Origin of the sequence: Sporofaciens sp. JLR.KK001, assembly GCF_036941055.1 — a bacterium.
GTDB lineage: Bacteria > Bacillota > Clostridia > Lachnospirales > Lachnospiraceae > Sporofaciens.
In genome coordinates, this window is the sequence record NZ_JAYMNO010000001.1 from 3,431,366 (window position 1) to 3,451,302 (window position 19,937).

The following is a 19,937-nucleotide window of genomic DNA, read 5'->3' on the forward strand; positions in this document are numbered from 1 at the left end:
TCGCCTTCCTTTTCTATCAAAGATTCTTTAAATCTGACTCTCAGTTTTTAGATACTCTTACTCCATATGCCTCAGAAATAGACTTTTCTACAATTTTCAAGTCAAAAGATTTAATCTTTTCAAAATTGTGTTTACCGAGTTCCAATAGATTAGATTTCAGTATTTTATGTATACTATCTGCCACGCTCTCAACATTACTAGGGTTGAAAAAAATCCCTCCTTTTTCATCAATTAAATCAATATTACCACGAATCCTACTACATACTACTGGCAAACCACTCGCCATGGCCTCCATAAGGGAGACAGATAATCCTTCTCTGAATGATGGAAATATAAAAACATCCGCCGCATTATAAATATCCGCAATGTCGTTTCGAAATCCTACAAGCTTTACCCTATCCTGTAACTTTAGTTGTATAATCAATTGTTTCAATTCATTTTCTTTATTACCTTTTCCCACAATGATATAATAAAGTTTCTGCTCTAACTGAGTCATTGCTCTAATCACAACTTCATGATTTTTATTAGTATTGAATTCACCAACGGAAAGAAACATTATATCATCACATTTAATCCCCAACTCTTTCCGAATATTACTTCCGTTAGCATGTAACCCAAACTTTTCAGTATCTACGCCTATCCCTGGCACATATATTATTTTTTTAGCATAAAATTTTCCACTTGCCCTTTTATAATCTTCTTGATTTATAGTTATAAGTATATCTGTATACCTGCTTAGCCATTTCTCAACAGGATAAAACAAAATCCAATTCTTAAGAGGAGCACCATTGTAAAAATGAAATCCATGTGCAGTATAAATTACTTTCGTCCCTTTCTTACGTTCATTCTTTGCCGCTAACCTTACTATTGCCCCTCCAATCGGGCTATGGCAATGAATCAAATTATAATGCTCAGTAGTTACTAGTTCTCTAACCCTCCTATATGCTGATATCACTGTCTTCGGATCCAATGACCTTGGAACCGCAATATCAATCACGCGGACATCCATTGACTCCAATTGTTTAATTAACTCACGAGCTCGTTCTATAGATATATTTCCTGGATTCGTAAAGTCTGCAACTACATCAACTTTATATCCAATAGACCGGAGTAATTTGATATTAGGTATATTAAATTGATCAATCATGGATGCAACTGATGCGAGCTGCAATGCTTTTTTCATTCCATTTCTGTCCTTCTTATACTTTCTTTCAGATTCACAATTTGATAATTAAAATCATATGTAGACATCGATTGGTCATAACTCATATTCCCAAAAGCTTTATTGGCAAGGCAGCTTATCTTACCCGGTAACTTGCTTGCAAGCCACACTATCCAATTCCAGGCTTTAGATATAGTAATCTTATGACCGTTTACTTCAGCGATAAGCTTAACAATTTCACTTGTCCTACTGTATTCCGCATTCTGAGGCCAAAATATTCCACCTTCTGTACGAACTATCACCTGGCATAAAAATTCACAGAGGTTCTCAATGTACAGCATTGATTTTTCATTTTTTATATCTGGAAAAAAAAGAAACTTCTTTGCTACCTTAACCAATGTGAGATAATTACCCTTGCTTCCCTTTCCATATATTATAGGTGGTCTGAGAACCGTGACAATATAACTATCATCCGCGAGTTCTCTAATACCTTTATCAGCCTGCCACTTAGAATCTCCATAGAAGTTTGCCGGTGATGCTTCTGTATCCTTTGTAATCCTCTTTTTCTTTCTATAGGGAGCAGATTCGCCATACACAATTGCTGAAGACATAAAAATTAATTGTCTTACTCCCTCTTTTTTTGCCTTTTTCGCTGTGTTTATAGCAAGTTCAGTGTTCACTGCATAATACTTAGACTTAATTTTTTCCGATACATTTCCTACATCGGTATGGGCAATACCTGCCACATGATAAACCACATCATATGCAGAAAAGTCTTCACTCTTCCAACTGCCATCTACCATATCAATAGTATCAATTGAAATCTCTTGCGGATAATATTTTTTAGCGTACTTCTCAAAACTCACACCTATATATGAATTAGCGCCTGTGATAAGTACTTTTTTCATTTTTCTTTTCCTCTTGATTATTTTTTTCCGGTTCCGCCTTCTACTACCCCTTCGCCTTTCATCACAGAAAATATTGTACCTATGAAACATTTACAATCAAAAGCAAACGCCATAAATCCACCTGCTTTTAACTTTTCACTATACTCACCATCAAGCTTTGCTTTCACTGGAATTTCCAATTCATCTCTGCCATTAATTTGCGCCCAACCGGTAAGTCCCGGTTTAATGTCATTAGCTCCCCACTTTTCTCTTTCGGCAGTCAATACATCCTGATTCCATAATGCCGGTCTTGGACCTATTATAGACATATTACCAATAAATATATCCCAAATCTGAGGCAATTCATCAATACTATGCCGACGTGCGAAGCTACCTACATTAGTAATATATTGATTCGGATTATTCAACATATGGGTCGGCGTATCATGCGGTGTGGACATCTTCATTGTTCTGAACTTATGTAGTTTAAAATATTGTTTATTCCTACCAATCCTCTTCTGTGTAAATAAGACAGGACCCGGATCATCTATCCTGATTGCAATTGCAAAACAAAAATATACCGGAGATAATACAATAAGTCCAATAAATGAAAGAACAATATCTATAAGACGCTTCACATACCTGTCATAAATTCTAGGTCTATAAGATACATTTCCCACAGTTTCTAGATGTCCTCTTTCACCATCTGCATTCTCTTCATCCTTTACATCTTCAACAAATACTACTTTTTTATTTTCTAACGGATTCTGTTGGCTTATATCATTGATATATACAGAATCCTTTTTTTTATTAATAGCAGTAATAATTAATGTGCCCAGTACGATGCTAGCTGCAAACCAAACAATTATCATACCTATAGATAATCCTCCATCATTAAATCTTAGTTTTGAACTATTCGCCGTCTAAGAAATATCTAATTTTAAAAATTTATAATAATCTCTTTGCATAAGAACATTACAAACTGTATTAAAAAATGATAGTCCCCAATACCCTCACATCCCTACTAACTGCCAGTTCCTTCTCCTGCCTGATTAGCTTCTCATAAGACTCACCTTTCTTCTCAATAAACACAATTCCTTCGTAGTACTCTAACTTCCTAAGCGACGCCGCATGAAACACGATCTGTCTGTAAGGTGAGAACGTAACATCACTTATCTCCTCTATTAATTGCTCGCATATTTCCGCCGTATCACTGCCCGTTGTAGTTCCCGCAAGCATAATCCTCTTTATTTTTTTCTCAGGGTATCTATGTACCGCTGCCTGGACATTGACTGCTGCAATTTTAATCTGTTCTCTTCGCGGAATCCTCGAATACGGTCCCTCCTCTAATCGGCAAATCCAACGGTCGATGAATCCAAACCAACGCCTTTTTGATTCGGCTTTGCGAATCACTCCTAATAAGTGCATGTCAAATTTTTCATAAAAATTATTCTCACTTTGTAATTTCCCGCCCGTAATATAAGTCATACAAAAAAATAAACATATAAAACACATTCCTCCAAACATTCCTATTACGGCAAATGATACTGCCGAAGATATCGGATCTTCAAATATAATCTGTTCACTCTGAACTTCCCCTTCACCCAGCTTTGCAGCAGACTGTTGAGACTGTTGTTCTTTCTTTAATTGATTCTCTGTAATTGCCGCCTGATACCTGTAGACTCCTGCTATAATTGCAAAAAAAATCATGCAAACAATCAGCCATCTCCATCTCTTTAAACAATAATACATTAAATCAATCAAGCTGATCTCATTAACCTCCTGGTATTCATCCATTAACGAAATTCCTCCTGAAATCCATTTTCATCTTCGAATCAACTATACAGAATATATCTCCGCTTGTTTTACCTTTAGATATATTAAAAATATATGGAATCTCATCCAAACTACTTATCTTTTTTCCACCATCTCTATTCCGAGATGTATTAATGTCTTCTGGTTCATAAAATCGACTTCGACCTTTGCAATTCTTCTATGGAGATCAATCTTCTTAATATATCCTTCCATATGTTTTAAAGGTCCCGACAGAATTTCGATTACATCATCTTCTGAAACAGACACTTTAGAAAGCTGTATTTCTATATTCTGGTCTGAAGAATCCATAATCCGCTCAAGCCACTCTACTTCATGTTTTGGAAGAGAGGTAAAACTTTCGATATCTTTCCCCAGTATCTTTGTAAAAGCCGGCATACATCTAAGCTCTCGATACAACTCCTGAATACATTCACTTGTTATAAACACATAGCCTGGGAGTAATTTATCATGTACATCTTTCCATTCTCCCCTGTATTTCTTTTTCATTCGGCGCATTGGATGGAAACAAGAATCATATAATTCATTTCCTATCATTACTTTAATCTGTTCTTCAACTTTATCCTCTGTACCTGCTGCCACCTGCATTACATAATACAAAACGATCCTCCATTTATTCTGCAAGAATTGGCCTGAAATTACTGCGATTTCATTCGCAGTTATATCGCATTGTAAATATTGGGATATATATGGCTAAAAATACCCTGACATTATGATAACGAAGCATGCTTCGCCATCTATACCCATAGAATTCTTCTATCGCCACAGTAATCTGTCCACCGTTCTGCAAATACTTCCAAATATATTTGCAGATATTTGCAGACACCAGATATATCATACCCTCGAATATTCAAGTGCCCCTGCTGCAAGGATATCCGATAAGTAGTCCTGTTTCATGTCTTTGTTATGATTTTCGAAAAAATCTATTCCTGGCACCGGATTCTGGCATTTTCCCCGGCTCCTCTCCGACTTCTCGCAACATACCATGAATTTTTTCCACTCCATCCCAATCGCCTCAAGCCTCCGTACTTGATCTTCCCGAAGTGTCTTACCCTTACGCTTCCCGGCATATACCTGCTTCTGTTCATTGACCCATTTTGCAAGCCAGATGCCCTCTGCCCGATACTTTGACGGAATATTCAAGTTCCCATATTCTTCATAATATGCTTTTGCAAGTTCATACCGAACTTCCCAAGAATTTGGTTTCACCCAGACCATCCCAAGCTCATCCAACTGTCTCTGACACTTTGGCGAATGCTTCTCTTTCCCTTTCTCCCGCCTATCCGCAATCCAGCTTCCAAGCTTATACCCCGACGGACTTATATAACCTGCCGGTACATTTAAGTTTCCATACTTCTCATAATAGATCGCTGCCTCCGCATAACCTTTGTCCCACTGCTGCTCTGGCTTTGTCTTCCAGACCATTCCGATAGAATCCAACCGAGCAATCTGTTCCCCGGTAAGTCCTGTACTGTTACCGCTGCTCTTTTCATCACTGCGATTTTCTCTTCGAAGTATACGTTGCCTTCTGATCCACCCACCAATCTTCAATCCCTTCGGCGAGCAATAAGCATTAGGAATATCCAGATTCCCATGCTCCCGGTAATACTGCAGGCATTCCATGAAGTTTTCTTCCCACAGATAATCCGGCACGTCCCAGATCATTCCAATCTCATCCAACGCTTTCACTCTTTCCTCTGTCAGATAGCCCTGCTGTATCCCGCTCTTCCGGTAGGTCCGAATCTGACAAATCCACGCACCAAGCCGCAGTCCAGAATCCGTCACAGTATGAACATTAGTATTCAGATCGCCATGTTCTTCATAATAACTCTTCGCTTCTCTATAATACCGCTCCCATGAAAGATCCCGGTAGCTTCCCCAGACCATCCCGATCCGGTCAAGCTTCTGGATCCGGTCTTCGCCGAGCACGCCGTATTTCTCACCGGCATGGACTCTGCGCTGTGTCAAGATCCACTGTCCAAGCCCATATCCTTCCTCCGTCTGATACCGCACCGGCACCTCCAGATTCCCATGCTCCTGGTAATACTGCTTCGCATACGCATACATCAAGTCCCAGGAAGCTGTCAGTGTCTCCTCCAACTTTTCAAAAAGTGCAATACAATCCTGCACCTCATCTATTACCTTGAAATGCTCATTAACGATCTCATCCTCCCGATTGAGGAAATGATAATACGACGCAGCAACCTGCATCTCTTCCTCAATCGTCCCGATACTGTACAGATTCTCTATATTCAGCACAATATCGAAGATGACTGCATCCTTCTTCCTGCCCGCCGACAGCGCCCGCCCGATCTGCTGTTTGTAAATGATCGGCGACACCGTGGGACGAAGCAGAACCACTCCATCAATATCTTCCACATGGACTCCTTCATTTAACATATCAATGCAGTACAATAGTTTCAGATGCCCGCTCTCATCCGCTTTAAAATCCGCGAACGCCTGACTCGTTGCCGGATCGTCAGAATAGGCCTTATAAATATGAGGGCTTTGATCCACCTTCCCAAACCATTCCGGCGCCTTCCCGATCATTTCCGTCATATGCTCATAATTCACACAGAAGACGATATATTTCCCTGAACGGTTCTTCATATGTTTGCGGAAGATCTCATCCAGCCCGTCTGCCTGCTCCAACGCATGCCGAAGAGCTTCTAACTGTTTCTCTCCCTCATCCTGGATGACCCTGCTCTTTGCCATCCGCACCCGTCTCTCATATTTTGCCAGATCCTTCTGATAAGAGAATACGGACAGCACATACTTGGGCGGACTCAAGATCCCCCGCACGATCGCCTCTCCAAGGGTCATCTCCGAAGCCACATTCCCATCAAATAGCTCGTCTGACATGTCCCGCTGATTGTCCAGGTAGCGGATCGCCGTTGCTGAAAGTCCCAGCACCCTGGCCTTCGGGTACATGGATAACAATTTCTGTACTCCCTGCCCCCACATGGCCGCACCGCAACGGTGGAATTCGTCTAATATAATGTAGTCGGGATGAATCTTCCCTAATTCCGACTCAGACATCGACATCAGCTTTGCATAGGTATAAAATCTGACATTTTCAAGCACATCCTCGAAACCATTCCCGTTATTCGTTTCTGCCGCCATCCGCGCATTATGGGCATTACGGGTTTCACTTCTCCCTGTGCCGCCAGATAATGTCCCATTCTTCTCCATGCTTGCCGTCAGATTCTCTACCTGAGTCCGGAAGATGTATTCTGACGGCGACAGCCAGCATATGGTCTGATCCGGGTACTCCTCACACAGCTTGAACCCAATAAAGGATTTCCCCGTACCCGTAGGATGCACAATTGCCGCTTTGCCCGTTGTCTTAAGCATATCCAGAGCTGCCTGATACGCTGTCTGATTATGTTCAAATAATTCAATTTTCATATCTGTAACTCCTTCCCGTCAACATCGCATTGACCCTCGCGGCAGTCGCCAAATGTGCATACAAGCATGCCCGCTTGGCTCGTTGCTTGCAGGAATAAGAATCATTCATCACATTTCCGCCAAAAATGTAATGAAGTACGTTACTTCATTACATTTTGCTGATTCTTCCCTATTTTTCGCTGTCCAAAATTCGTTTGACTAGAATTTTGACGGCGATCAATCAAGGATCTATTGTCAAAAAATTACGTCTTACCTCGATTTTGATTCTTTTTCAGGGGATTGCCCGATTGAATAGATTTTGACTAGAATTTTGACGGCGATAGATTGTATTTCTCTTGTATTTTCACTTTTTCGCCGAGAGCAAGAATGAAAAAACATATTTTTTAGGTAATTTTTACAGAAATGCCATCAGAAACCATGCTCACTGCCTCCCAAAATATTGACAAAATCCATTTTGCATGGTAATATAACGAAGATGAATGAAAAATTGACAATTTTTATGTCAAAAAAAATGTAATGAAGTAACGTAATTCATTACATTTTTATAAGTTTTTGTTTCTTATTTATCCGATAAGAACTTTCTTTCCCTCGAATGCAAATCCATATTTTCGAATTCGGTCCGTTGAAATACCTTTTGCCTCCAATAAAGCAGAATATTCCTTTTCCTCAATCTGACGAAGTGCAGACTGCACGGTATCCGACAAGCTTTTTTCTTTGTGCGGATTATGAACCTTGAATTCTAGAATCACTGCGTCGTCCGTCTCTCTAAGAGGTTCCAGCATGACGTCATATCTCCCGAAACCACTTTCCCGGTTAAATGTGACCAGATACCGCCCGGAGAGGTCCACGATCAACCCCAAAACAAATCCATGATAAAAACGTTCTGGTTCAGATTCTTCGGACAGTGAACTTCCTACATCGAAATAACTGAAAGAAGCAAGGGCAACCCGATTCATATATCCGTTCATTGCCTCTAGATCTCCTGACAATAACGCCTGTAAAAATTTATTATATGCAGGGGTAAATTCTGTAAACCATCCATCAATCATCCGCTTGAACAAAATGCAGATCTCTTTGTTTGTTAATGAAAGACTGTAATCCCCCCTGCCATCCTCGTCCATGATAAAGTGTTCTACCTTTAAATACCCACTTGCCAAAAACAAACTCCAAATAGCGTTCCGATTATTATTTAGCTGATCAAAGACAATCTGTTCATCTATCCGCGCAGTGAAAGCATTGCCTTTCAACAAATCCTCCATAATTATTTTAACATCTGCGGAACCAAGACGAATTAACTTTTCAGCAAGCCTGTTGCTGCTTGTATTGACCCAATATGATGAGAAGATCTTTTTATCCAGATAATTAATAATGGACCATGGATTATAAATATCTTTTACATTGCCAAAAATAAACCCATCATACCATTCCTTTACTGTCTCTCTCTCTGTATACAAGCCATATTCTTGCAGGGCATGCCATACCTCCTCCTGCGTAAAGCCAAAAGCCTCTGCGTATTTTCCTGAAGTTGTGGTTACTACCTCCAGGTTATTGAGATCTGAAAAAATTGATTCTTTGCTTACTCTGGTAATACCCGTCATAATGGCTCTTTCCAGATAAGAATTAGTCTTAAATGTAGCATTGAACAACCCTTTCATAAATAAGACTAACTCGTCCCAGTAATCATTTACATAAGCCTCCTGCATGGGAGTATCGTATTCATCCAGCAGGATGATCACTTTCTTTCCATAATATCTGTAAAGGTATTCTGACAGAGTTCCAAGAGAAGATGTGGCAACATAATTTTTCATTTCTGACGAAACCTTTTGAAAAAAGTTCTTTTCTTTCTCATTTAAAATGTCACTCTTCATTAAAAAATCGTATCGATTAAACGTTTTTTCTATAATATAACAGATTTTTTCTTTTGCATCCGCAAAAGTACTTTCTTTTATATCCGCAAAGCTTATGAATATTACCGGATAAGACCCCTGCAGCTTCCGGTACTTTTCTTCTTCCCATATGAACAAATCCTCAAATAAATCCTTCCGTCCTGCATATTCTATGGAAAAGAAATATTCCAGCATACTCATATTTAATGTTTTTCCGAAACGTCTTGGACGAGTAATCAGAGTCACTGCATCGTTATTTTCCCACCATTCTTTGATAAATAAGGTTTTATCGATATAAAAATTGTCGCTGGAAATCATCTGCCCGAAATCCTGATGCCCGATTCCTACTATCCTTGCCAAACTCTGCACCCCCTGTTTTCTATCATGATTTTATTATACCTGTTTCACGTGTATAATTCAATACAGTCATTGAAGTGCTACAACAAGATGGAATGCAGACAATTCACAAATACGCAATTGCATGTTATAAGAAAAACTGCTAAATATCATATGCTATGGAATCATAAAGCAAGGGCTCCTGAACACACCGCACGTGTCCGGAAGCCCTTATTCCCACAAACCTATTTCTCTTCTCTTACAAATACAGCCGTCGCCCCCGGAATCCTTAACACTCCGTCTTCAAGCATAACATCCCCGCCGTTCTGATAGATCACCTCGCCTAATTTCCCATCGTAAGCGAAGCTTGCGTCCTTCCCGGACGGATTGACAACGATCAGCACTGATTCCTCGTCATTATACCTCCTGTACGCCAGAGGATATGCATTCTCCTCGCAGTAGACGAATTCCACCTTCGCCTCGCTCTGCAATACCTTCGTTGCCTGGCGGATGCCGATCAGCTTCTTCACCTCATGGTACACAGAATCGGGGTCTGCCATCTGATTCTCGGCCGTCGGACGGTTCTCATCCGGATCGATCGGAATATACAGCTCATCTGCCTTCGCCTCAGAGAATCCGGCATTCAGTCCGCCGTTCCACTGCATCGGCGAACGGGATCCTGTACGGATATAGCCGCCTTCCACAGACACCACATCCTTGAGATACTTCATGCCAAGTTCGTCTCCATAATAGATGAACGGCGCACCCGGCAGCGACAGGATGAACGCGAATACGATCTTCACCTCTCCATCGTCCAGCCAGTTGGTGAGACGCTCCATATCATGATTGCCGGACGGCATACAGATCATACCTCTGCCGTTGGTCGGCTCATAGCATTTCTTATAATAATCGATGAATGCCTTCGCATTACCCTTCCCCTCACGGGAGAAATACGGATTATCCGCATGGTACAGATCCGTATAGTGGCTCGGTCCGAAGTGGAGCATGAAATCCATGTGATATCCGGACCTTAAGGACCTGTCCGGCTGTCCCCACTCGGAGATCATGGCCGCCTCCGGAAATTCCTTATCCAGAAAATCACGGAAATCGCTCCACAGTGCAATCGTACCTTCCTGCTCGGGATCGTTCTTCACAAGAGAGCCCGCCATATCCACACGGAATCCGTCACAGCCCATCTTAAGCCAGAACCGCATCACATCCTTGATTGCCTCGCGGGTTGCCAGCGCATCCTCCGAATCCATAGGCTGCTGCCAGTGCGGATTCTCTACCTTATAGCATCCGTAATTCAAACATGGCTGATGCGCATAGAAATTCACCGCCACACAGCCGTTCCTCTGGCTCATTCCCCGAAGGAATCCCCGGATGTTCTCATCTCCTTCGAATTCCGTCCATGCATCGTCCGTCCACACGTACCGGCCTGAGCAGGAGTTCTTCTCCGGTTTTAAAGATTCCTTGAACCACTCATGCTCCCAGGACGTATGCCCCGGAACCAGATCCAACAACACATGCATATCCCTCTTATGGATCTCATCAAATAACCTCTTAAGATCTGCATTGGTTCCATAGCGGGGAGCCACCTTCATATAATCAGATACATCATATCCCGCGTCCAAAAACGGCGACTCAAAGCAGGGGTTCAGCCAGATCGCATTACATCCAAGCTCAGCAATATAACCCAGATGATCGATGATCCCCTGGATATCCCCGATTCCGTCCGCATTCGTATCCGCGAAAGACTGCGGATAGATCTCATAGAATACTGCATTTTTTAACCATTCAACCATTTTATCTACCTCTTTACTTACATTCGTGTAACAGCTTACCAGCTATCTTTCGCTAATGACAGATCGCCTTCTCTGTCTCCTTATCGAAGAAATGTGCTTTCTCCATATTGGCAGCGATCTTAGCAGCCCCTTTCTCAAGCGGTTTCTCCGATGACGGGATCTTCACGGTCACCGGAATATTCTCTACCGTCAGATGCAGATGGTAATCCGCCCCCATCAATTCGCTGAAATTCATCTCCGCATTCAGCGTATTATCCTTCGTCATCTTCTCCTTCGGAAGAAAATCCTCCAGACGAAGTCCCATGATCACAGATTTCCCGGCATAAGGCGCAAGAGCCTTCTTCTTGAAATCCGGTACCAGAAGCTTATTATTCTTAACGACCGCATAGAGGTTACTTCCCTCCTGTACGATCTGCGCATCCATGAAATTCATCTGCGGGCTTCCGATAAATCCGGCAACAAACAGATTGTCCGGCGTATCATAGAGAACCTGCGGCGTATCAAACTGCTGGACGATCCCTTCCTTCATAACCACAATCCGGTCGCCCATCGTCATAGCCTCCGTCTGGTCATGGGTAACATACACGAAGGTAATATCTAACTTCTGATGAAGCTTGGCGATCTCCGTTCTCATGGAAGCACGAAGCTTGGCGTCCAGATTGGACAGCGGCTCATCCAGAAGGAACACAGCCGGGTTGCGGACCATTGCACGTCCAAGCGCCACCCTCTGGCGCTGACCGCCTGAGAGCTCCTTTGGTTTGCGGGTCAGAAGATGCTCAAGGTCCAGGATCTTCGCCGCCTCGTGTACGCGGCGGTCAATCTCAGCCTTATCTTCTTTGCGCAGATTCAGACCGAAAGAAATATTCTTATACACATTCATATGCGGATAGAGCGCATAATTCTGGAACACCATCGCAATGTCGCGGTCCTTTGGCGGTACCTTGTTCACAAGCCGGTCGCCGATATATACTTCACCTTCCGTGATGGTCTCAAGCCCCGCGATCATACGCAGAGTGGTGGACTTCCCGCATCCCGACGGGCCTACCAGGATAATGAATTCCTTATCCTTGATCTCCAGGTTCAGATTCGGGACAACCGGAGATGCCGCTCCATCATAAGTCTTTGTTACATTTTTAAAACTGATCGAAGCCATAATCATTCTCCTCCAAGTTATTTTAGTCTTCTATTCAGAAGAAGCCTGCATGCTCCTCGTCAATGAACAGCGCCTCACGGGGAGCTTCATGGGCCGCCTCTAACTTCTCCGGATCGATCATCTGAAATGCCTTATTAAAGAAGATACTGTTCAGATATGCTACGATCCCGAATCCCAATGTCCCCCACAGGAACACTGCAAGGCTTACGCCGTTTGGATTCATGAAGAAGGACAGATACACAGCACCCGCCGTAAGCAGGATACTGAGCACAGTCCACGGCAGCGCCGCGATACTTAGAAGCCATGCATTTTTCAAGGTATTTCTCACACTGTTTCTATATCTTGCCTGCAGCGGGAAAAGATACTGGAATCCGAACAGGAAGATCACGCACATCATGAAGAAGCTGATTCGGTATACTCTTCCCATCGTTCCCGTCATGCTGGTTACAATAAAGTAATAGATTCCAAGGAAAGCGGCCGCCAACAGACAGATCATCCAGATCGCCGTCCCCTGTCTGAAATTCTGCTTAAACGCATTCCAATACTGCTTCGCGATAATGTCGTCCTCGTCTTCGTCCCAAATCGCCTGCATACAGGCAAATAATGCCGACAACGCCGCCCCGATCGTAAAAAGCGGCAGGGAAAACAGGCAGAACAACACATTACACAGGAATATATTCGCTAATTTCCCCAAATTGTACATCAAAGGGCCATTCATATCAAACAAACTCATCGCAGACTCCTTCCATATGAAATATTTACTTGATCGCACCTTCTACCATTCCATTCATGATCTGCTTCTGTGCAACCAGGAAGATCACGATCATCGGAACAATAGCCAGAAGCGCCGCCGTCAGGATCAGATCCCACTGTTTTACATAGGAACCCACAAAAGCCTGCACTGCAACCGGAAGAGTCTTGACCTTGCCGTTCTGTCCAAGCATCAGTGAAGGCAGCAGGTAGTCGTTCCAGATCCACATACCATTCAATATGGTGACCGTCGTGATGACCGGTGTCAGAAGCGGGAAGATGATTCGGAAAAATGTTCCTTCCGGGGAGCAGCCGTCGATAGCCGCCGCCTCTTCAAGCTCATAAGGGATACCCTTGATAAAACCTGTCAGGATGAATACCGTCATAGCTCCTCCGAATCCGCAGTATGCGAACACAATACCCGGGATGGACTGCAGCATAGAGATCCCTATGAACTGGCTCACATCACGGAATGTAGAGATCAGAGGAAGCATAACAACCTGGAACGGAATGATCATGGATGCAATGAATACCATATAGATAGCCGTGGACCATTTGGTCTTATTCCGGCAGATCACCCACGCTGCCATGCCGCCGAAAAGCGCCAGTAATACCAGAGACAGCACCGTAATGATCACTGATGTTCCGAATGCATACCAGAAGTTAAAGTTGGAGTTGTTCACTACGGCAGAAATATTCGCCATCAACTGTGAAAAGCTTACCCCGCCAAAGCCTACCGGATTGGATACGATGCCGTTGGCATTCTTAAAGGTATTCAGCACAACCAGATAGAACGGGAACAGTGTGTAAACTGCAACTATCGTGCCAAGAATTGTAAAGATTATTTTGCTGGATTTCTTCATTTTCATTACAATTCCACCTCCTTGCTGTTGGATATACGAACCTGAATGATCGATACACTTGCCAGAATGATGAAGAACAGAACGGCTTTCGCCTGTCCGAGTGCATAACTGTTCTTCGTGATCGCCGTATTATAGATATTAAGGGCGAGCATCTGTGTACCGTTGGTCAGATAACTTCCCATGAAATCTGCCACAGATCCGGTACCGTTGGTCAGCGCCATATTCACGTCAAACTGCTTGAACGCTGATGTCAGTGTCAGGAATGTACAGATCGTAACTGTAGAAGCGATCATCGGAATCTTGATCTTGAACAGCGTCGTCAGCGCATTTGCCCCGTCGATCTGTGATGCTTCCAGCACGTCCTTAGGAACGGTCGTAAGTCCCGTCACATAGATCAGCATGATATAGCCGGCATACTGCCAGATATATACGACTACGATAGCAGCGAACGCTGTCTTCGTATTTGCCAGAATCGAGTTCATCATTCCCCACTTGGATGTGATCTGGATCAGCACATTGTTGAACACGAACTGCCAGATATAACCAAGTACGATACCGCCGATCAGGTTCGGGAGGAAATAAGATGCCCGGAAGAAGTTGATCCCTCTCATCTTCGACGTACAGAGCAGGGCAAGCATGAAACCAATCACATTGATCAATACCATGTTAAATATAACAAATAAAAATGTAAGCAGCACGGACCATACAAAAGAAGGATCCTTGAACATGGTCGCGTAATTGCTGAATCCCACAAATCCTGTCAGCCGGATTCCATTCCAGTCTGTGAATGAATATACAATACCAAGCGCCAGCGGAATCAATACCGTCACGGCAAATGTAAATAACAGCGGAAACAGGAATATAAAATTAATAATACTGCGGTGATGTTCTACGGTCGGGAAGAAATACAGACCGACTAGGAATACGATTGCTCCGGCTACCAGAAGAGGCCCTCTGAAGCCGGCGCTGCTGCCGCTGAAATCTAAAACCAGCGCGAACGCCAGGCCGGCAATTCCGGCAGCAAGAAGAACATAGGACAACAGTTTCGTTTTATTTGAGTTTTCAGCCATTGTTACAGCTCCTCTCTCTCATTTTTTATCAAAAAGGACGGCAGCCGCCGCTGCCGTCCACCTCTTAAATAGTGGTCTAATTCCAAGGTTCACCCTCGTAAAATTAGTTCGCGTAGCAAGCCTCACTAACCTGCTGGATTGTCTTTATAAAGCCTTCTGTGTCCAGAGCCCCTGAAGCATAGTCTGCAAATACCTGACCTGTGTAGTTCATTGCATAGCCTTCCTTCATATCAAGCCAATGCCAGGATGAAGTCTTCTCTGCTGAAATATAATCTACCATTGCCTGCGCAAACGGATCTGACGCAACGTAGGTGCAGGATTTAAACGGACTGATGAAACCGGCTTCCTCAACCAGTACCTTCTGAGCCGTATCCTCCGACATCCACTGTAAGAATGCCTTTGCCGCATCTACATTACCCTCGGAATAGATGGACCACCAGGAAGGTGAATTTGTGAGGATCGTATCGATACCGTCCTGGAACGCATAAGGAATCATTCCAACCTCGAAATTACCTGCCGCATCATATGCATCCTTGTCATCTGTAGTCATGGTAGCTCCGATCCAGGAACCCTGTGTAACGAAAGCATATTTACCGGATGCGAAATTCAGGATCTGCTGATCGTATGTACCGGAAACCAGTAACGCCGGATCTGAATACTCATTCAGGACGCCTACATACTCTGCAAAATCAGTAAGACGCTCTTCATCGAACTTCCCGCCGTCATTCAGAAGATCAATATAAGTCGTGTCATCACGCTCCAGGCCTGCATCCAGATAATTAGCAAACACATGCTGCCCTGTTGACCAATAGAGATTCGTAGGTTCTGCACAGTATCCTACCACTGCCTCAAGTCCAAGCTCGTCTTTCTTAGAATCAAGAGTCTTGAATGCTTCTTCAAGCTTCGCCGTATCTGTAAGCGTTGCAGGGTCGATCTCGGCCTTCTCAATGATGTCCTTATTATAAGCCAGTCCAATTCCCTCTACAGTGTAAGGATATCCGATGGTTCCTTCTTCTTCGTCCACGTACGCGTTATCTGTGTCAGAAGCCCATTTCTCATCGCTCATATCTACCAGCATTCCGGACCAGTTCTTGAACTCAGGTCCAAGTGCATTGACAAAAATATCCGGCATATTGCCAGCCTGATAATAACCCTTGATGGTTCCCTGGATATCAACGCCGCCGCCCATAGACTCGATCTCTACCGTCACACCCGTCTCTTCCTTGTACATCTCAGCCAGCTTCTTCAAAGTGCCGTCTATCTCGATCTTACCATTAACCAGACGGATCGTATTCCCGTCTGAACCAGATGAAGAACCGCCTGAGCCGCCGTCACCGGAATCTCCGCCTGATGAACCACATGCCGCCAAACCTAATACCATTGTTGCTGCCATTAATGCTGCAATAACTTTCCTTTTCATTTCGTCCTCCACAGTTATAATTTTTTAACCTTTTGCGCATAAGGTATCTTATTATATATATTAGCATTTATTTTATAATATTGCAATATCTTTTGCGCATAAGTTTTAAAAAAATATGTCTAAAGACATATTTTTATTTATATTATACAGTTTTTTCTAAGTTTATTATGCAAAATCACAACACTTTCGCTTATGCGCAAAAGTATACTTAACCAAAAAAACCTGCAGACGGAAATGATCTATATCCTCTCCGCCTGCAGGTCCCTACCTGTAAGTTCTTTCTCTTCTATTCGTCTACACCGTCGTCTATGCCGCGTTCAGGCTCCATGCTGTGTTCCGGATTCCCATACGCCGAGATGGTCTTCACGCTGTCCCTCACTACAAGCTCAACAGGCAGCTTCACATCCCACTCTGGAATCTCTTCCTCCTGTATCATCTTGATCAAAGTATCTACCGCAAGGCGTCCCCGCTTCGCAGGATCCTGGCGGACCGTTGTGAGCGCAGGCCGAATGATCCTTGAGAGCAGCACGTCGTCAAACCCTGTAAATGACAGATCCTCTGGGATCCTCACTCCCCGGTCGCTGAAATAACTCATCAGCAAGACCGCCCAGTAATCCGAACAGCACATGAAGGCTGTATAATTCCTGGACAGATAGAACAACTCCTCCATACTGGCCTCTCTCTCCATCATCTCGGCACGGATGATCAGCAGATCTTTGGAATCTGCCTTGAGTCCATACCTGGCCAGAGCCTTCTGGTGTCCGATATAACGGATATAATCTACGCCTTCCATATTATCCGCCAGAAATGCGATCCTTCTGTGTCCGCGTTCGAGAAGGTGGACGGTCATCTCATAAGCCCCCTTCTCGTCTTCAAGCCCCACATTCACATAATTCATAATGTCTCTTGGCGCATAGCTGTCTATCAGAACGATCGGGTTCTTATACCTGCTCTTGATCTTGACAAAATCGTCATGCAGGATCCCAAGCAGAATCAACCCGTCTGCATTCCATGTCAGAATGTTCCTGATCAGCTCTGAGATATCGTCTGAAGTATAGATCATCATGAAATATCCCCTGCGGCGAATCTCTGATTCGATTGCCCCAAGCAGGACACTGAAGAAAGGATCTGCTATGATGTTGTCATACTGGTCCTTCCTGCCCTTCAGAGAGACACCTATGATCTTCGAACACTTCTGCGTCAGACTTCTTGCGCTGTTGTTCGGTACATAGTCGTACTCTTTAAGTAATTTCTCCACCTTTTCCACCGTCTTCTGGGAGACCTCGCTCGTCTTCCCATGAATAACATTCGACACTGTCGTCGTACTGATCCCCAACATATCAGCCATATCCTTGATCGTTATCATATAACACCTCCGTAACGATTCTTCGTGTTCAAATCCATTAAAATTATATCATAAAACATTTACTGCAACAACATCAAAATCCGATTGCACTTTTCCCCAAAAAGAGGTAAATTATTACTAGAGAGATTCGATGCAGAAGACAGATTTCGTCCGCTGCAGGATATAGGAGGTAACATATATGAAACGAACAGCAGGGATCCTACTCCCCATCACCAGTCTGCCGTCCCAATACGGTATCGGCGGTTTTACTCAGAGCGCATATGACTTCATCGACTGGCTCAAGGAAGCCGGACAGTCCTACTGGCAGATCCTTCCCCTTGGCCCTACCAGTTACGGCGATTCCCCTTACCAGTCTTTTTCTACCTTCGCTGGCAATCCTTATTTCATCAACCTGGAAGCGCTGGTTGATGAAGGCGTACTGCATAAGGAGGAATGCGAAGCGGCAGATTTTGGCAGCGAACCCGGCGCCGTAGATTACGAGAAGCTCTACAAAGCACGCTACACCCTTCTCTACAAGGCTTACCAGAGAAGCTGGATCACCGAGAACCATGACTACCAGCATTTTGTGAGGAAGAACAAATGGTGGCTTACCGATTATGCCCTGTTCATGGCGATCAAGGAACAGTACAATAACGTTTCCTGGGACCAGTGGCCCGAAGATATCCGGCTGCGTAAGGCTCACGCCATGACAGAGTATTATAACGAATTGTTTCCATATGTTGAATTCCATCAATATATGCAGTTCAAGTTCCATGAGCAATGGAGCGCGCTCAAGGCTTACGCCAACCAGAAGGGGATCCGCCTGATCGGAGATATCCCCATCTATGTGGCGATGGACAGCGCGGACACCTGGGCCCACCCAGAGCTGTTCCAGTTAGATGAACAGAATGTACCTCTCGCAGTGGCAGGCTGCCCGCCGGACGGATTCTCTGCCGACGGTCAGCTCTGGGGCAATCCGCTCTACCGCTGGGAATATCACCGTGATACCAATTATGAATGGTGGATCTCCCGTCTGGCATACTGCTTCCAGATGTATGATGTACTTAGGATCGATCATTTCCGGGGATTCGATGAATATTACTCTATTCCATACGGAGAGAAGACGGCAGCCAACGGACACTGGGAGAAGGGTCCCGGCATCGAACTGTTCCAGTGCATGGAGCAGCATCTGGGCCGTCATGAGGTGATCGCCGAGGATCTTGGCTACGTGACGGATTCCGTCCGCTGGCTGGTCCGCGAGACCGGCTTCCCGGGGATGAAAGTCCTGGAATTCGCTTTTGACTCAAGAGATACCGGCTCTGCCAACGACTATCTGCCCCATAATTATCCGGAGAACAGTGTCGCATATACCGGAACCCATGACAATGAGACGATCGTTGGATGGTTTGATACCATTACGCCGGAGGAACAGAAGGCAGCAAGGGATTACATGTGCGACCACTATACTCCCAAGGACCAGTTATACAAGTCCTTCATCTCCCTGGTAATGCGGAGCAACGCCAAGACCTGTATCATTCCTATCCAGGATTACATGGGGCTTGACAACAGCTGCCGGATGAATAAGCCTTCCACGGTTGGAAATAACTGGAGATGGCGGCTTAAGAAGGAAGATCTGACGGAAGAATTGAAGGAAGAGATACGCACGGTCACGAAGAGATACGGGCGGTTGAATTAATATTTTTAATGGCTGATAAGTATCAGGTGCAGTTATGAATTTAACTGCACCTGACTATATACCAATATCTTAGTCTGAACCTGCCCCAGAGATTTTCCTGGCGGCAGGCGGCTTTTGCTCCTGCGGAGTATGCGCCTTACTGCGCGCTGCAGCTCCAGCATTTTTCTTCCTTCTCTTCGGATGCGTCCCATTAAGCTCCCAAAATCATATCCATGCTTATAAACTCCGTAATAATAGAATCTTTTTAATTATGTAACATTATACCAATATTTCTTGATTTTGAGAATGCTTTTTAATATAAAACTACTTACAAATCCTCAAAC

The 19,937-nt window shown here is 43.9% G+C and carries 15 protein-coding genes; 1 reads left to right on the forward strand and 14 read right to left on the reverse strand.

What is annotated here, in order from left to right; all coding sequences use genetic code 11:
- Window positions 1-40 precede the first annotated feature (40 nt).
- The 14 genes from VSQ62_RS17620 to VSQ62_RS17685 all read right to left on the reverse strand — a co-directional run bounded on the left by VSQ62_RS17620 (window position 41) and on the right by VSQ62_RS17685 (window position 17,939).
- Window positions 41-1,183, reverse strand: coding sequence for a glycosyltransferase family 4 protein (locus VSQ62_RS17620; protein ID WP_334636088.1), 1,143 nt, complete (start codon window positions 1,181-1,183; stop codon window positions 41-43).
- Entirely contained in the window at window positions 1,180-2,070 is an 891-nt protein-coding gene (locus VSQ62_RS17625) for an NAD-dependent epimerase/dehydratase family protein (protein WP_334636089.1), read from the reverse strand. Before VSQ62_RS17625 ends, VSQ62_RS17620 begins: the two co-directional genes overlap by 4 nt.
- A gap of 17 nt (window positions 2,071-2,087) precedes the next feature.
- Window positions 2,088-2,921, reverse strand: a complete 834-nt coding sequence (locus VSQ62_RS17630) for a sugar transferase (RefSeq protein ID WP_334636090.1) — start codon at window positions 2,919-2,921, stop codon at window positions 2,088-2,090.
- A gap of 115 nt (window positions 2,922-3,036) precedes the next feature.
- The gene (locus tag VSQ62_RS17635) at window positions 3,037-3,846 is read right to left on the reverse strand and encodes a hypothetical protein (RefSeq protein ID WP_334636091.1); all 810 of its coding nucleotides are present in this window, start codon (window positions 3,844-3,846) and stop codon (window positions 3,037-3,039) included.
- Between the two features lie 114 nt (window positions 3,847-3,960).
- Window positions 3,961-4,482, reverse strand: coding sequence for an antiterminator LoaP (gene loaP, locus VSQ62_RS17640; RefSeq protein ID WP_334636092.1), 522 nt, complete (start codon window positions 4,480-4,482; stop codon window positions 3,961-3,963).
- 234 nt (window positions 4,483-4,716) lie between these two features.
- Window positions 4,717-7,290 carry a Helicase associated domain protein gene (locus VSQ62_RS17645; protein WP_334636093.1) on the reverse strand — a complete coding sequence of 858 codons (2,574 nt, stop codon included), beginning with the start codon at window positions 7,288-7,290 and terminating at the stop codon, window positions 4,717-4,719.
- Between the two features lie 563 nt (window positions 7,291-7,853).
- Complete coding sequence (locus VSQ62_RS17650) at window positions 7,854-9,536, reverse strand: AAA family ATPase (RefSeq protein ID WP_334636094.1); 1,683 nt, start codon at window positions 9,534-9,536, stop codon at window positions 7,854-7,856.
- 221 nt (window positions 9,537-9,757) lie between these two features.
- On the reverse strand, window positions 9,758-11,317 hold the full coding sequence (locus tag VSQ62_RS17655) for an alpha-amylase family glycosyl hydrolase (RefSeq protein ID WP_334636095.1): 1,560 nt from the start codon (window positions 11,315-11,317) through the stop codon (window positions 9,758-9,760).
- Window positions 11,318-11,369: 52 nt separating this feature from the next.
- Complete coding sequence (locus tag VSQ62_RS17660; protein ID WP_334636096.1) at window positions 11,370-12,470, reverse strand: ABC transporter ATP-binding protein; 1,101 nt, start codon at window positions 12,468-12,470, stop codon at window positions 11,370-11,372.
- A gap of 34 nt (window positions 12,471-12,504) precedes the next feature.
- Window positions 12,505-13,203, reverse strand: coding sequence for a YesL family protein (locus tag VSQ62_RS17665; protein WP_334636097.1), 699 nt, complete (start codon window positions 13,201-13,203; stop codon window positions 12,505-12,507).
- Window positions 13,204-13,228: 25 nt separating this feature from the next.
- Complete coding sequence (locus VSQ62_RS17670; protein ID WP_334636099.1) at window positions 13,229-14,089, reverse strand: carbohydrate ABC transporter permease; 861 nt, start codon at window positions 14,087-14,089, stop codon at window positions 13,229-13,231.
- The gene (locus VSQ62_RS17675) at window positions 14,089-15,153 is read right to left on the reverse strand and encodes a carbohydrate ABC transporter permease (RefSeq protein ID WP_334636100.1); all 1,065 of its coding nucleotides are present in this window, start codon (window positions 15,151-15,153) and stop codon (window positions 14,089-14,091) included. Before VSQ62_RS17675 ends, VSQ62_RS17670 begins: the two co-directional genes overlap by 1 nt.
- Window positions 15,154-15,256: 103 nt before the next feature.
- Window positions 15,257-16,573, reverse strand: coding sequence for an ABC transporter substrate-binding protein (locus VSQ62_RS17680; protein WP_334636101.1), 1,317 nt, complete (start codon window positions 16,571-16,573; stop codon window positions 15,257-15,259).
- 286 nt (window positions 16,574-16,859) lie between these two features.
- Window positions 16,860-17,939, reverse strand: coding sequence for a LacI family DNA-binding transcriptional regulator (locus tag VSQ62_RS17685; protein ID WP_334636102.1), 1,080 nt, complete (start codon window positions 17,937-17,939; stop codon window positions 16,860-16,862).
- 178 nt (window positions 17,940-18,117) lie between these two features.
- Between VSQ62_RS17685 and malQ the strand changes: the two genes are divergently transcribed.
- On the forward strand, window positions 18,118-19,614 hold the full coding sequence (gene malQ / locus VSQ62_RS17690) for a 4-alpha-glucanotransferase (RefSeq protein WP_334636103.1): 1,497 nt from the start codon (window positions 18,118-18,120) through the stop codon (window positions 19,612-19,614).
- Window positions 19,615-19,937: the final 323 nt, after the last annotated feature.